This window comes from Olivibacter sp. XZL3, from assembly GCF_004368405.1.
In the GTDB taxonomy this organism is placed as follows: Bacteria; Bacteroidota; Bacteroidia; order Sphingobacteriales; family Sphingobacteriaceae; genus Olivibacter.
Map to the genome: position 1 here is coordinate 22,713 of NZ_SBJH01000001.1, position 15,453 is coordinate 38,165.

General features: G+C 46.7%; 15 protein-coding genes. 5 read left to right on the plus strand and 10 right to left on the minus strand.

Annotated features, from left to right (window positions below):
- Positions 1-145 precede the first annotated feature (145 nt).
- From EPX21_RS00105 to EPX21_RS00145, 9 genes are all read right to left on the minus strand, one after another.
- The gene (locus EPX21_RS00105; protein WP_240768420.1) at positions 146-1,399 is read right to left on the minus strand and encodes a glycoside hydrolase family 88 protein; all 1,254 of its coding nucleotides are present in this window, start codon (positions 1,397-1,399) and stop codon (positions 146-148) included.
- 536 nt (positions 1,400-1,935) lie between these two features.
- A complete protein-coding gene (locus EPX21_RS00110) occupies positions 1,936-2,700 on the minus strand; it encodes an SDR family oxidoreductase (protein WP_206105959.1) in 765 nt (254 codons plus the stop codon).
- 9 nt (positions 2,701-2,709) lie between these two features.
- Complete coding sequence (locus EPX21_RS00115) at positions 2,710-3,852, minus strand: DUF4861 family protein (RefSeq protein ID WP_166670634.1); 1,143 nt, start codon at positions 3,850-3,852, stop codon at positions 2,710-2,712.
- 28 nt (positions 3,853-3,880) lie between these two features.
- Entirely contained in the window at positions 3,881-4,723 is an 843-nt protein-coding gene (kduI, locus tag EPX21_RS00120; RefSeq protein ID WP_134087648.1) for a 5-dehydro-4-deoxy-D-glucuronate isomerase, read from the minus strand.
- Positions 4,724-4,814: 91 nt separating this feature from the next.
- Positions 4,815-6,167 (minus strand): alpha-L-fucosidase, encoded by a 1,353-nt coding sequence (locus EPX21_RS00125; RefSeq protein WP_134087649.1) that lies wholly within the window; start codon positions 6,165-6,167, stop codon positions 4,815-4,817.
- Positions 6,168-6,232: 65 nt separating this feature from the next.
- Positions 6,233-7,426 (minus strand): glycoside hydrolase family 88 protein, encoded by a 1,194-nt coding sequence (locus EPX21_RS00130; RefSeq protein WP_134087650.1) that lies wholly within the window; start codon positions 7,424-7,426, stop codon positions 6,233-6,235.
- Between the two features lie 138 nt (positions 7,427-7,564).
- Entirely contained in the window at positions 7,565-8,599 is a 1,035-nt protein-coding gene (locus EPX21_RS00135) for a LacI family DNA-binding transcriptional regulator (RefSeq protein WP_134087651.1), read from the minus strand.
- A gap of 30 nt (positions 8,600-8,629) precedes the next feature.
- Positions 8,630-8,986 carry a CoA-binding protein gene (locus EPX21_RS00140; RefSeq protein ID WP_134087652.1) on the minus strand — a complete coding sequence of 119 codons (357 nt, stop codon included), beginning with the start codon at positions 8,984-8,986 and terminating at the stop codon, positions 8,630-8,632.
- A gap of 73 nt (positions 8,987-9,059) precedes the next feature.
- Positions 9,060-10,607, minus strand: a complete 1,548-nt coding sequence (locus tag EPX21_RS00145) for an NAD(P)/FAD-dependent oxidoreductase (protein WP_134087653.1) — start codon at positions 10,605-10,607, stop codon at positions 9,060-9,062.
- Between the two features lie 174 nt (positions 10,608-10,781).
- On the opposite strand from EPX21_RS00145, the gene EPX21_RS00150 reads away from it, so the two are divergent.
- The 5 genes from EPX21_RS00150 (at position 10,782) to EPX21_RS00170 (ending at position 14,164) form a co-directional block, all read left to right on the plus strand.
- Positions 10,782-11,363, plus strand: coding sequence for a LemA family protein (locus tag EPX21_RS00150; protein ID WP_370450910.1), 582 nt, complete (start codon positions 10,782-10,784; stop codon positions 11,361-11,363).
- An 85-nt stretch (positions 11,364-11,448) separates the two neighbouring features.
- A complete protein-coding gene (locus tag EPX21_RS00155; protein WP_134087654.1) occupies positions 11,449-11,886 on the plus strand; it encodes a TPM domain-containing protein in 438 nt (145 codons plus the stop codon).
- A 10-nt stretch (positions 11,887-11,896) separates the two neighbouring features.
- A complete protein-coding gene (locus tag EPX21_RS00160; RefSeq protein ID WP_134087655.1) occupies positions 11,897-12,685 on the plus strand; it encodes a YgcG family protein in 789 nt (262 codons plus the stop codon).
- A gap of 104 nt (positions 12,686-12,789) precedes the next feature.
- Positions 12,790-13,191 carry a hypothetical protein gene (locus tag EPX21_RS00165; RefSeq protein ID WP_134087656.1) on the plus strand — a complete coding sequence of 134 codons (402 nt, stop codon included), beginning with the start codon at positions 12,790-12,792 and terminating at the stop codon, positions 13,189-13,191.
- 46 nt (positions 13,192-13,237) lie between these two features.
- A complete protein-coding gene (locus EPX21_RS00170; RefSeq protein ID WP_240768426.1) occupies positions 13,238-14,164 on the plus strand; it encodes an alpha/beta hydrolase in 927 nt (308 codons plus the stop codon).
- Positions 14,165-14,184: 20 nt separating this feature from the next.
- Here EPX21_RS00170 and EPX21_RS00175 read toward each other — a convergent pair whose 3' ends face one another.
- The gene (locus tag EPX21_RS00175; RefSeq protein ID WP_134087657.1) at positions 14,185-15,366 is read right to left on the minus strand and encodes a formimidoylglutamase; all 1,182 of its coding nucleotides are present in this window, start codon (positions 15,364-15,366) and stop codon (positions 14,185-14,187) included.
- Positions 15,367-15,453 lie beyond the last annotated feature (87 nt).

Sequence of the window (15,453 nt, forward strand, 5' to 3'; positions counted from 1 at the left end):
TTATAATTTAATGGAACGTGACGCAAATATAATTAAAGCGTTTTAGCAAAAAAATAAAAAAAAATGTATATTTTTTGTAAAGCCACTTTTCGACAACAAGTATAGTCAATTTAGAGCGGTGGCAAAAATTTCAATTTCCCCCAGTTTAAGGAAACTTAAAGCTGGCATTGACTCCTGACCCGCTCTGCGTCAATACTTTATAGCGCTTCAAAGCCTGTATATAGTAATAATCCGCGTAAGGCAAAGGCACATCCACTTCGGCCATGACAGGAATATAGCCCGCCCCGTGCATTAAGATAAATCCACCATTGGCACCCAGCAGAGCTGTATATTCGGGAGAAGCCAGCGTTTCGAGCATGGTTTCACCGGCCTTGAAGTAACTTTTGCCGTTTTCGACGCTATAGCCACTCAATTCTAAGAAGGCAGCAGCCATGATAGCCGCCGCGGAGGCGTCCCGATAAGTGTTAGGTATCTCAGGCGCATTAAAATCCCAATAAGGGACTTTATCCTTGGGAAGATTCGGGTTGTCGAGAATAAACGTTGCTATATGTTCCGCATATTCGAGATACAGCGGATCTTTGGTTTCTCGATACAAGGAGGTAAAGCCATATAAGGCCCAAGCCTGTCCTCTCGACCAGCACGACTCATCGTTATAGCCTTGTGCATTACGCTTGTGCTTCACCTTGCCGCTTTTAGTGTCAAATGTCACAATTTGACAGGTACTGTAATCTGGTCTCACATGATTATTCCAGATCGTTTCGGCTTGGTTGCAAGCTACTTTATAGTAAGACGAGTCGCCCGTGGCATGTGTCGCCCAAAAAAGGAGCTCGAGATTCATTAGGTGGTCTATCACCACCACGAACTCCTTATCATTCTGTCGGGTGTCCCAAGAGCGGATCGCCTTCACTTTCGGGTTATACCGTTTGACGAGCGTTTTAGCGCTATTTAAGAGCGCCTTTTGATAAGAAAGCTCCGGGTCTATTTTCATCGCTGTGCCGAAGCTGTTATACATAATCGCTCCGAGATCGGCCAACTTTTCGTTCGTCTGCTGTTTTGATAGCAGCTTGAGCGTCCGTTTAGCCTCCTTAAGCAGTGCGCTATCCTGTGTTTCTTCATAGAGCGACCACAAAGTACCCGGATAAAATCCACTCGTCCACCAATCCGGCCCACTTGTTTCCAGATAGTTGTTGGCTTTCACGAAAGTCTTGGGTAATTTATCCCCCGGCAAATCTTCCATAAGCAACTTATATTGCGTACCGGCATGTTTGAAGCGCTGATCAATTGTTTCAGTAAGTGTTTTACTTCCCTTCGTTACAGCTTGCCTATTGGTGCTACAAGCACTTAGTATCAAGATAAAGAATAAGAGAAAAAGGTGATTTATTAGTAATCTTTTTATCATGTTCATTAAATGCCCGACGTACAGGATATAAAAGAAGGTGTCTAAAAAGTTGTCATTTCGACCGGACCCCGAGGCTTCGGGGGAAGTGGAGAAATCTGTTATTTGTAACTAACTCATTCAGAGATATCTCGATTCCGTTACACTACACTCGATNCAGAGATATCTCGATTCCGTTACACTACACTCGATATGACGTTGGAGGTCTTTTTAGACACCCTCTTTCCTTATAACGTTGTCTAACGCTTTTTGTTGTATCATTGATCTTCGTTGCCATTCGTCTTTTGCTCTACGCTCGTTAGCTTGGCAAATAAGCTCAAATAGGTCTGTTTAGCTGCCGATTGCTGCCTTCACAAGCCTAGGCCATTCGCGTCCTTCGGAACGTGGCTGCCTGTTCGCAAGGACTCTCCGTTCTGCCGAAAATCCGCCTTGGCTGATTGCGGGTTGCAAGTGGAGGCACTAGCATTGTAGCAACTAGGCACAGCGGGAGCTTTTTTTGTTAATTTTTTCGCGGTGAAAAAAAGTAACTATTAAAAGAGTTATCTCCCCATCCAACCACCGTCGACCGTAAGAATGGTACCATGGACATAATTTGCGGCTTCGGATGCCAAAAAGACAACCGGTCCTTTAAAATCCTCGGGATCTCCCCATCTACCTGCCGGAATTCGTGCGAGGATCGATTGGCTCCTTTCTTGGTCGGCCCGCAATGCAGACGTATTGTCGGTGGCGATATAACCCGGAGCTACTGCATTCACATTTACACCGCTGCCTGCCCATTCATTGGCAAAGGCTTTTGTAAGCTGCCCGATAGCGCCTTTAGATGCCGCATATCCGGGCACATTGATGCCGCCTTGAAACGTCAGTAAGGAGGCTGTAAATATGATTTTCCCACTGCCCCTTTGCACCATATCTTTTCCAAACTCTCTGGTAATGATAAACTGAGCCGTTTGATTGATGGCGATAATTTCGTCCCAATAGGCGTCTGGGTGCTCGGCGGCGGGCTTTCTCAGAATATTGCCCGCATTATTGACAAGGATGTCTATACCGCTATGAGCGGCTTTCACCTCATTTACAAATTGATAGACTGCATCGCGCTTTGAAAAATCGCATTGATATGCATAGAATTTACGGCCCAGTGCCGTTACTTCCTTCGCTACCTGGCTATCTGCCAATTCAAGACTAGCAGAGACGCCGATAATATCTGCGCCCGCTTCCGCCAAGGCTACGGCCATTGCCTTTCCAATTCCTCTTTTACAGCCGGAAACAAGTGCCAGTTTTCCGGTTAGGTCAAATTTATCTAGTATAGACATATCTTAATTTATTGAAACACGTAGTGGGTTGTTTACTTTTTCCTTATAAGTGCTCAGATATTGTTCCCATTCCTGTGCATTAACGACTTTGCCGGCTTTATCCCAGGCACCGCCATTATAATACACCAAAGGTTCGTTCGCCGTAGCGCTAAAATGGGCGAGCAGCTGTCCTTCACCTTCGCTTACATGTACTAAGTCTTTTTGTCCGATTACAGCGACCCCCAAGGTGCCGTCGGCTCCATGAGTAGGTTCCCAATAGGCCGCAATACCCTTTTCAAGGTTTTTTATTAGCTGGCCGCCATTCTCTTTGCGGAGTGCAATACCAGCTACCAGTGGAAGTTCTTCCGTTCCATTGTATTGATAAACAGCTTCTACTTTATTCAATTGCGACCCCGCATCAAGCGAAATAGTTTTGATAACAGACACCTCTTGCCCATTGACCTCCCAGGGCTCATAAGTTAATTGGAAGGTAGTACGTAAAGGGCCGTTATCGAGTATCTGGTGATCACGGTAGTGCTTCGAATAAACGATGTGTTCGTCTGCATAAGGCGCGATGTCTCCAGCGCCCAATGTCATGCCAACAGCATAATAATCGAGCCCGTCACCATGATCTTTGTGGTAGTCGCCCGTTTTATACCATTCGTCGATGACTAACTTATCCGTCCGTTTTGCCCATATATCCAGCCCCTGCGCATCATCCGGTCGCCCTTCCAATGCCTTTCCATACATGCGAAAGGCAATTTTATCGTTTTCCCAAGCAAAGTCGTCATACCGCTCCGGCACATATCGTGCAAAGGTTTTGGACTTTACCGCCGCGGGTTCGCCTTCGACCAAGTGTAGTGTCAGTTTTCCGTTCGCGGGAACTTCCGCCCAGATCAGCACGTTCACGACGCTATCGCTTCCCAGTTTCTCCAATTGATAGGCATATTCTTTCCCCTCGTCGTCAAGCAATTTGAAGGCCTTGCCATCCCGTTTATTGGCAAGGAGTTCAAGAAACTCCCGATAGGGCACACTTGCCAGCTCGGCACGATCGACCGCCAGTGTATTGGATATGACCAAGCTTTTGTTCTGTTTATCACCGCTATTGCACGAAAGTAAACCAAAGGCTATTATGAGCGTAGCAAGCCATCTATGTCTTTTGTTCATCGGCATTGAATTTTATTACTTGGCAAGTTTATTTGAGTGCTGTAATGGCACAACCGTCCATGTCGCCATAATCCATATTCTCGCCTGCCATTCCCCATATAAAAGTATAATTTGAGGTAGCGGCACCTGCATGTACCGACCATGGTGGAGAAATCACGGCCTGTTCATTTTGCATCCAGATATGTCTGGTTTCCTGCGGTTGCCCCATAAAATGGCACACTGCCTGCCCTTCGGGTACCTCGAAATAGCAATAAACTTCCATACGACGATCATGTGTATGTGCCGGCATGGTATTCCAAACGCTTCCGGTTTTGAGTTCCGTCATGCCCATCTGAAGCTGGCAGGTGTCTACCACGCCTGCAACCAGTAATTTGTTAATCACCCGATGATTCGCTGTTTCCAGACTGCCCAATTCAACGATCTCCGCATCAGCTTTGGTGACCTTCTTCGTAGGATAGGCATGATGCGCAGGGGCCGAGTTTATATAGAATTTAGCCGGCTTATTGTCTTCTTTACTACTAAAAAGCACCTCTTCATTGCCTTGACCGATATACATCGCTTCTTTAAAGTCAATATCGAACGATTCCCCGTTCACTGTGACGGTACCCGCGCCACCGATATTAATCAATCCAAGCTCGCGGCGCTCCAAGAAATACGGTGCCTTCAACGCATCGATCGTCTCTAGCCGCACCACTTGTCCGACAGGCATCACGCCGCCCGCAATGTATCGATCGTAATGCGTGTACACCAAGGTGACCTTGTTCTCTTCAAACAACTTTTCGATTAAGAAATTACTTCTTAGGGCTTCGGTGTCCATGTGCTTTGTCTCTGCTGGACTTGAAGCATACCGGGTTTCGTACGTAGTGCTCATTATTTCAGTTTTATTCTATTTCTTTAATTGGCTCTTTGAAGGGCTAATATACAAGAAAATAGTAAAAGGCGCAAACGTTTACATACTATGTTTACTTCTTCATTTCTACTTTGAGCACTCGGATAGCGCTGTCGAAAGAAGCTTTAGCGGGTAACTGAATCATTAGTCCCGCCGTTCCATCCTCGGTTAGACCGAGTTCCTCTCCGGTTTCCAATAATTGACAGCGCTGAACCTTATCCGCAGCAATAGGGAGTTTGACGGTATTGTCAGCCCGTTCTTCCATGACGTGTACATAAAGGATTCGCTGATTATTAACGTTCTTCTGGGTAAGCACGACTCCCTTGTCGGCTTCAAGCCCGTCCACCGGTTGGGTTGCATAAACCGCTTCGCTATGGGTAAGCATCCATGCGCCCATTTCCCGCAGTCGCCGAACTGCCGGAAGAGGCAGTGCCCCATCCGGCTTGGGACCGACGTTAAGTAAATAGTTTCCGCCCTTGCTCGCATTACTCACGAGGTACCGTAACATTTGTCCAGCCGATTTCCAATTAAAATCGCCCCTGTGCCAGGCCCAGGTATGATTCATTGTTGCGGGAGTTTGCCAAGGCTTCTCGAGCAATTCTTTTGGATAACTGTTGTCCATCATTTCTAAAAAGTCGATTTCTTCACCGGGGTTATGCATAGCAATCCGGCCATTGATCAAACATTTTTTACTCAATTTGCGCACTAATGAAATGAGCTCGTCCCTCCTGGCCGGGTTAATCAAGTCCTTCGCTTCCTCATCCCAGGTATCGAACCACAACAGATCCGGATCATAACGTTCTATAAGTTCCTGTACCTGTGGCAAGCTCTTTTCCTTCCAGTATTTTTCGAAGTCCCGACTTTCCCTAGCGGGCTTCCAATACGGAATTGCGCCCTGCGGGTGCTCCCAATCCTGCCAATGCGAATAATAAAATCCGTATTTCAAACCATATTTTTTGCAGGCGTCCACTAATTCCCCTAGTATGTCCCTTCCTTTGAGCGGCGTTGCTGCTATATCATAATCAGACACCTTGGAGTCCCAAAGCGCAAAGCCATCGTGGTGTTTAGCGGTGATCACGAAATATTTCATACCGGCGTTCTTCGCTTCGCGGATCCAGTCTTCTGCATTGAAACGAATGGGATTGAACTGCTTTGCTAAGGCTTGGTAAACGGCATCTGGAACTTCCAAACGCTGCTGTATCCACTCTGCGTACCAGCTTTTTCCATTTGGCAAGGTTGTATCAGGCATCGTTCTTCCGTTGTAAGTACCTCCCAATACACTGTAAAGCCCCCAATGCACAAACATACCGAACCTAGCCTCTTTAAACCATTGCACTTTATCGTCGACGGATTCCGGCACCTGTTGCCCTACAGACGACTGCTGCAGGGAAAAGAAAAGGAGCAGGACACTAAAAAATTTCTTCATTATCAATAGGGTGTTAATTTCAATACAGCGGTTTCATGATTTCTATAGAAAATCGCAAAAACGGATTATAGATACCAGTCCTTATAGCGTTTCAGTGCTTCTAAGAAGTAGTAATCTGCATAAATGATTGGCCGGTCTATTTCAGAATCTAACGGAAATGCCCCGGTGCTGTGCTGCAATAGGAAGCCCGCATTTTCTCCCTTTTTAGAGCGATAGGCCTCGCTTGCCAGCGAACGCAGCATTTGCTCAGCGCTTTTAACATATTGCTCCTTTTTCTGGCTGTCTACATACTGTGCCAGTTCCAATAATGCGGACGCAATCAAAGCACCGGCGGAGGCATCGCGTACTGCATAGGGTATAAAAGGAGCATCGAAATCCCAATACGGTATTTTGTCTGCCGGTAGATTGGGGTGATTTAGGATAAAATCTGCGATACCGGCTGCTTGCTTCAAATAGGCTTCATCTCTCGTATCTCTATACATGAGCGTATAGCCATATAGTGCCCAGCCTTGTCCCCTGGCCCATGCGGAGCTGTTGGCGGCACCTTGCCAGGTCGCCTTACGCCGAACTGTTCCGTCCTCGGGATTATAATCTACTACGTGGAACGAGCTGAAGTCGGGCCGAAAGTGATGCTTCAACGTTGTGTTTGCATGGGTAATCGCTATTTCCTTGTAGCGCTTACTGCCTCCCTGATCGCTCACCCAGTTTAACATCTCCAAGTTCATCATGTTGTCGATAATCACCGGGCATTCCCAATACTTGTTTTTGTTCCAGGACTGGATTGCACCGATTTGCGGGCGGTAACGCGTGGCTAATGATGCTGCGGATTGAAACAGGACTTCTTTATAGGCTTGTTCACCTGTAATCCGATAAGCGTTGCCAAAACTGCAGAACATCATAAAACCCAGATCGTGATTCCCCGTAAAGGTTTTGTTCGGTTCTATCAATTTCAACGTGCGCAAAGCCTCCTGCTGAATAACCTTATCTTTTGTCTGCTCATAGATCAGCCATAATGAGCCGGGATAAAACCCGCTACACCACCATTGAATATCCCGCACATCAACCTTCCCTGTTTTTGGATCGACATGTTGAGGAAGTTTATCAGCGGGAATGCGCTGCGCCAAAATTTTATATTGCTCGCGGGCGAATTCAAAGTTCTCTTGAATAAGCTTATGCATGTCGCCGTTCTGCGCGAAAGCTTGAACAGATAACACAAGCGCCCACATAAGGGCAACGACAGACCGGGTTAGCTTTGCCATAGTTCTGTTGGTTAATAGCCTGAGCTCGAATACTCTTTATGATCTCAGGTTACTAGTTCTTTGTCCTGAGAGAGCGCCAAAATAAAAGAAATATGTGTCAATTACAATCGGCAACACTACACAATCGTTTGCATAAGATCAAGTGGTCATCCTTCGGACTAAGGTTACGGGCACAATTTCTTGTGTATGGTTGATCGCACGCAATGATCGATCTTTGAGAAGATCAATTAACTTTTGGGCTACTCTACTGGCCATCTCAACAGGGTGTTGATCAATCGTTGTAACAGGAGGCGAAATAATAGATGCCCGTGGGTCGTTCGAATAACCGATAATTTTCAAGTCATCGGGAATTTTGATGCCTTGTTCCCGCGCAAACTCTACCGCGGCCAAGGCCGTTGTGTCGTTCGAAGCAAAAATACCATCCGGCTTGTCTTTCTCCGCAAATATCTGTCGCAAACTATTCCAGGCATTTTCTGCCGTTAGCTCCTGATAAAAACACCATTTTTTATTCAGTTTTATGTTGGCCTTGCCTAAAGCATGGAAAAAGCCTTCTGTTCGTTCCTTGTAGATACTACAGGACAACGGGCCCGAGATATAAGCAACTTTTGTACAACCGGTTTCGACCAGGTGATTTCCGGCCAATAAACCACCGCGATAATCATCTCCTTTAATAATATGGGCATCAAAATCCTTCGTAGGCACCCGATCGTAAAAGATTAAAGGAATATTTTGCTTGGTAAACCCTTCGAAGTGTTTATAATTCTCAGTGTACAAGGCGAGCGAAACGACCAATGCGTCCACGCGTGAGGAGTATAAGGTGCTTGCCAGTTTCTGTTCGATGGACTCCGAATCGTTCGATTGGCAGATCATCAAGCTGTAACCTTCATCTTGCAATCTATTCTGCAAAGCGGTAATGAAAATGGCGTGAAAATACATGGAAATCCGTGGCACAATCATGCCAATGATATTCGAGCGCTTATTTCTTAGGGACGAAGCCATGCTATTATGGCGGTAGCCCAACTCCTCGGCTTTTTCCTTTACGCGTTTGCGGGTAGCTTCGCTTATGCGTGGATTGTCGTTCAAAGCCCTAGACACGGTAGCCGCCGAGACACCTAGAGCCTCCGCGATATCCACTATACTGATTTCCGACTTTTCGGGCTTATGTTGTCTCATAAAACCTAAACATACAGATTAAATTTATCGTTAGTATTGGCCAATACTTAACAGTACCAATGTACAGGCATAAACCGGTTCGATGCCGTTGGCCTTCGCCAATGCAACCAGCTCTTCATTTTCTGTACCGGGGTTAAATATAATACGTTTAGGCTTAGTTTTCATAAGGTAATCATAATATTGCTCTTGCAGCTTCGGCCCGATATACAGGGTAACCGTATGAACGTCGTGCAGAGGCTCGCCCGGCGGCAGAATTTCAGCACCGGCTACCACGCCCTTTTTTATACCAATGTTGACGATTTCATGGCCGGCCGCTACCAAGCGGTTTGCCGCTAAATAAGCGTATCGCGCCGGATTGGTCGTTGCTCCTAGAATAAGTGTTTTCATATTTGTTGCTCGTTATGAGTTGCCAGTTGTGGGTTACCAGCCCCTTCACTTTACTACTACCTAGCTATAGGCCTTACGCCCTACTCCCTATTCTACTAACACAATTCATGCCATCAATGGCTGCCGACACAATCCCTCCAGCATAACCCGCTCCTTCTCCGCAGGGATACAGTCCTTCAACCTGTGGATGCTGCAAGCTTTCTTTATCTCGCGGAATTCGTACGGGCGAAGAAGTTCTGGACTCGACCCCTACCAGCACGGCTTCATTGGTATAATAGCCTGGCATCTTTTTCCCAAAAAGCGGTAGCGCACCTTTAAGCGCCTTGTATACAAAGTTAGGAAGCACCTCTGAAAGCTGGACCGATTTCAAGCCCGGCTTATACGAGTTTACAGGGAGATCGCTTGACAATCTCCCTTCTACAAAGTCGACCATCCGCTGCGCCGGCGCCACCAGTCGCCCGCCACCCAACACATAGGCTTTCTGCTCGACCGACTGTTGGAAAGCGAGTAAGGCAAAGGGATTCGTCGCAGCGCCCGGCACGTCGGTTAGATTGATCTGAACCACTGTCCCGGAGTTTGCGTAAGGGTTGTTCCTTTTCGATGGCGACCATCCATTCACCACCACTTCACCTTCGTCTGTTGCGCATGGCGCAATGATTCCGCCAGGACACATACAGAAGGAAAACACTCCCCTTCCCCCTATTTGCTCTACCAGACTATAATACGCCGGCGGTAAATGCTCGTTTCTAACGGAGCAATGGTATTGCGCACGATCTACAATTTCCTGCGGATGTTCAATACGGACACCCAACGCAAATGGCTTTGCTTCCAAGGACCATCTTTTTGCTTCAAAGAGGTGAAAAATATCCCGTGCCGAATGGCCTGTTGCCAATACCACGTACCTGCCGGCAATCTCTTCGCCTCCCTCCAATACGATGCCCTCGATCCGCCCTTGCTTTGTAAGCATGTCCACCACCTTTGCATCAAAACGAATCTCTCCGCCGTGCGCTATTATCGTTTCCCGAACAGCTTCAATAATATGCGGCAGTTTATTGGTACCGATATGAGGTCGCGCATCCACGAGAATATCCGGGGTGGCGCCGTGATCCACCAATATTTGCAAAACCTTTTGTACATCACCTCTTTTATTCGAACGGGTGTATAATTTTCCATCCGAATAAGTACCGGCTCCACCTTCGCCGAAACAATAGTTCGAATCCGCATTAACGATCCCTTCCTTATTAATCAAGGCCAAGTCCCTACGTCTTTCTTTTACCCGTTTTCCGCGCTCCAGCACAATCGGTTTGAAGCCCAGCTCCAGGCACTGCAAGGCAGCGAATAGGCCAGCAGGTCCTGCTCCGACGATGAGGACAGCTTCGCCTTTAGAAACATCGCGATATGAAAAAGGTTGACTTTCCAGCGGTGCCACTTCGTCGATGTAAACCATCAGGCGCAAGCGATATACCACTTTTCGTCCGCGGGCATCAATTGATCGTTTTTTAATATGAAGCGCTTGAATGCGTTTAGGAACCAGTTTTAGTGCCTGGGCGGCTTGTTGCAACAGGAAGCTTTCGTCCGAAATCTTCTCCGGGTCTATGGCTATTTCGATTTCTTTTTGCATATTGTATTGCTTGGTTGTTATCCAAGATGCACAAAGGTATGAAATTTCGCCGTCAGTTCCGTTGAAGAGAGGACGAGCGTGGACGAAAAAACAAGGCTTGGCATTGGCGAATAACAAGCATTTTATCTAAGTTTGTTACCCAAGTAAGAATGATATACATTAAAAGTAAAGACAATGATTAAAAGATTTATTTTTGGATTAGTTGGCTTATTGGCCACTTTATCGTTGAGCTCATGTGGCTACAATAGCATGGTTAAATTGGATGAAAATGTTCAATCCAAATGGGCCGAGGTAGAAAACGCATACCAGCGGCGGGCTGATCTGATTCCAAATCTGGTCAATACCGTAAAAGGTGCCGCAAACTTTGAACAGCAAACATTAACAAACGTAGTGGAGGCTCGGGCCAAAGCTACATCGATCAATATCGACCCATCGAATCTCACCCCGGAGGCCATTAAACAATTTGAAGATGCCCAAGGTGCACTCACCGGATCATTAAGTCGCCTTATGGCAGTAGCAGAAAACTATCCTGAACTCAAGGCTACAGAAAATTTTCAGGGCTTGCAGGCCCAATTAGAGGGTACGGAAAACAGAATTGCCGTTGCACGCCGTGGCTTCAACGAGGCGACACAGCAGTACAATTCGACCATCCGCTCCTTTCCGAACAATTTAATGGCGGGCATCTTTGGTTTCAAAGCAAAAGGCTATTTTACCGCGCAAGCGGGTGCAGACAAGGCTCCTGAGGTTAAATTTTAACAAGATATAGCGTAAGCCCATCCGATGTAGCGACTTCGATGGGCTTTCATTTTAAGCGGGCACAACCGCGTAAAACCGAAAAAAGATGAATATTTTCAATAGCGAAGAGCAGGAGCATATCGCCCATGCGATTGGTTTGGCCGAGGCGAATACTTCTGGCGAAATCCGCATCTGTGTAGAAAAACGCTGCGACCAGGATGTGCTTTCCCGCGCGGCGGAGTGTTTCAACAAGCTCGGTATGCACAAAACCAACCTGCGCAACGGCGTACTGATCTACCTTTCTGTTGACGACCATAAATTTGCCATTATAGGCGACGCCGGTATCAACAGCAAGGTAGAACCTGACTTCTGGGACACAACAAAGGATAAGATGTTAGTTCATTTTAGACAGGGCGATTTAGTGGCAGGTCTCATAGCAGGCGTTGAGTGTGCGGGCAATAAGCTTAAAGCCTTATTCCCCCGCGAGCACGACGATGTCAACGAACTGCCCAATGATATTGTGTTTATGAACCGCCAAAAATAAAGCCAGCAACATGAGAGTTTACCAAACTTTGTTCTTTTCTTTTATACTCTTTCTATCAACTTACGTACAGGCGCAAGATTTTCCGCCACCTTCTAAGACGTTGGTGACCGACTTCACCGGAACCTTAACAGGATCACAACAGCAGCAGCTGGAGCGCAAATTGGTGGCCTTTGCGGACACTTCGTCTACGCAAATAGCCGTTGTGATGATGCGATCGGTGGGCGACTACGATATTGCGGATTATGGCGTTCGGTTGGCACAGCAATGGGGAATAGGAACAAAAGGAAAAGACAATGGAATCCTGTTGCTTGTTGCAAAAGAGGATCGGAAGGTAACCATTCAAACCGGCTATGGCGTTGAGGGGGCCGTTCCAGATGCGATTGCTTTTCAGATTATCCGTAATATCATCACACCATCCTTTCGGGCAGGCGATTATTTTACAGGCATTAACCGGGCAACCGACGCTCTAATTTCCTATACGAAAGGGGAATTCAAAGCGGAGCCACGGAAGAATCGCGGAGGTGGCGGTAGCAGTGGCCTCATTATCACCGTTATTATAATCGCCGTTATCATCAGTCTGTTAGCGGGCAGAGGCGGCGGTAAAGGAGGTGGCGGACAAGTTATCGGTGGCCGCGGGGCGTCCGACCTGTTCTGGCTTACTATGTTAAGCGGCATGGGACGTGGAGGAAATCGCGGCGGTGGCTTTGGTGGCGGAGGTAGCTTCGGCGGCGGTGGCGGTGGCTTCGGTGGTTTTGGAGGGGGAAGCTTTGGTGGCGGAGGCTCCAGTGGAAGCTGGTAACCCTATTAGTTGGGAGTTATCAGCTGCCAGTTGTGAGTTGCCGGTTAGGCTGAGCAGAAGACAGTATGCAGTAGAAAACAGCACTTATAACTAATTAGCAAAAAATGTTAAAAAGAGATTCTTTGACTGCACAAATGCAACAGTTAAGTCATACGCTGGCGAAGGTAAAAAGACTCATAGTGGAAGATCAGGAGCCTAAGGCCTTGGAGGAGGTGGCCTACACCTTGGGACACTATTATGGCACTTCCCAGAAAGAATTGGTCGCAATGTCGACCGATCTGTTTATCGATCGAATCCGCGAGCAAGCCTATAAGGCGGAAGAATTGAATATGTTAGCCGCTTTTTTAGACGAGCTTGCGGGGCTTGATGAGGAGGAGGAAACAAGGAGAAATTTATGGGCCAAAGTTATTGCACTTTACGATTTCATTGAAGCGGAGTTTCAAACGCTTTCTTTCGATCATATCGCAAGAAGAAATATTTTAGTCAGAGCACTCGGTACCGATTAGTTACTCGGACGAGTGCAGACGCCCTCTAACTAACTTTATAAACTGTATGAACCTAAAAATTAACATGTTGATCCTTTCGTGCATAACCTGTCATTTGCTAAGCGCACAGACCGGTGGTTTTCAACCCATCTATCCGAACGGAAAGATTCCCAACGAACGACCAGATAAAATCGAGCTAAAAGAAGTCAGCGAAATAGGCAGCGATGGCATCGAACGTATATCGGCGGTCAGCGTCCCTGCCATGAAGTATTATGCACCAAACAAAAGTAAAAACAAGGGAACGGCTATTATCATCTGCCCTGGCGGCGGCTATGGAATTTTGGCGATGAGCCATGAAGGGCATGAAATCGGAAAAAAGTTCGCTGAAAACGGCATAGCGGCTTTTGTACTCAAATATAGGCTTCCGAATGATGCCATCATGGCCGATAAAAGTATCGGTCCCTTACAAGATGTGCAGCAGGCTTTCAAACTTATCCGGGAGCAGGCCACGACTTACGGTATTAACCCCCAAAAGATCGGCATTATCGGCTTTTCTGCCGGCGGACACTTGGCTTCATCGGCCGGCGTACATTACCGCGATGTAAAAATCGACCATACAACAAAAACCAGTCTACGACCAGACTTTATGCTGTTGATCTATCCTGTCATCAGTATGGATAGCCTTATCACCCACGCCGGGTCGCGTAACAATCTACTGGGGAAGGCGCCGGAAGACGACTTGGTAAGGTATTTTTCCAGTGAAACGCAAGTCACCGCAGATACCCCTCCGACCCTACTGGTACACGCGGAAGATGATACCGCAGTTCCGATTGCCAATAGCAAACGTTTTTACGAAGCCTTACAAAAGCAGCATATCCCTTCTAAACTGATCACTTATCCGCAGGGTGGGCATGGCTTCGGCCTGCATAATAAGACCACGAAAGACGCGTGGTTTGATCATGCTTTGACCTGGTTAAAGGAAATGGGATTTTAAATGGTTTGGCGGCAACCTGATTAGGAAAGCTTCTGGAAGGTTCGCCACCAAAGGTCAGGCATTTCACCGTCCACGGCCAACAGATAATCCTCATAGCTGCAAGGGACCAAATGAAAGCGTTCGTTGACCGACTTTGTATTGGGATAAGGCACTTGCATCCACCAGCGATCTGTCTTTTTACTTTTTATGAATATCAGCTCATAACTGTCATCGTTCAACGAAGCCCGATAAATCACATAAGAAGATTTTGGCTGCAAAGGGAAATCCTTTTTCCGATTGTAGAAGCCATCAATGAAATACCAAATCATTTGTGCCAATAAGGTAGCCGTTTGTCCGTTTTGGTCAAAGGCTGGATTAAACTCGTAAAAACCGATGGAGCTGAGCTTATCGCTCATACCGGCATATCTACAAAGTTGGCAAGCTTCTTCGCCATAAAAGCCATTGGGCGTTGCATTGGCATTGGCACAGGCATCCGGCGACCGGATCGCACTGATATCAAAGCTCAATAAATCAGCGTTTCTGATCACAGGCTCCGCCTGATCGGTTCTTCCGGAAAACAAACCTAAACGATAGGAGTCAAAATACAACTTATCCATCACCTTTAAACTCTCTTGACTCACATAGTAGGTTTGATAACCTATGTTGCTATAGTTGAACAAGTAATTCGGTTGATGGAGTAATATCTTCGTAAGATAGGTTTGCGACGAGGCTTCACTTTCATTGTCGATGCTTTCATCCAGGTCAAAGTGTGAATCGATCACCACCAAATCCACCTTTTGTTCCAGTTTTTCGTAGCCTTGAAACTGCGCATAGGTTAAATCCTGGCCGCCGCCGATAATAACAGGAACCACGTTTCGCTTTATCAGTTCTTCAACGACCGTTTTCAGTGCCGCATAAGTATCGCTTACCTGATTACCTGCCTTTATATTCCCGAAATCTGCCACGCGCAGGGGGTATTCGCCGCGGTGCAAGCTATAGAGCTTTTCACGCACATAATTCGGCGCGAGTGCACAACCTTGATTAGCGACTGCCCGCCGATCTTCTGCCACGCCGATGATAGCCAAATCAAAAGGCTCTTCATTCTGATCTGGAAATTCCGTTTCAAAAGCTTTGATATGGGCACCGAGTTGGCTGGTTAAAAATCCGTTTGCCGGAGTTAATTGCTGAACATCAATAGGCGAGAAAAAATCGATCAATGACATGAAAACAGGATTACGCTAATGCTATTTATTTTAAGATTGTGCAAATATCCATTTATTAACTTACTTTTGAAAGTATTAATGATCAAT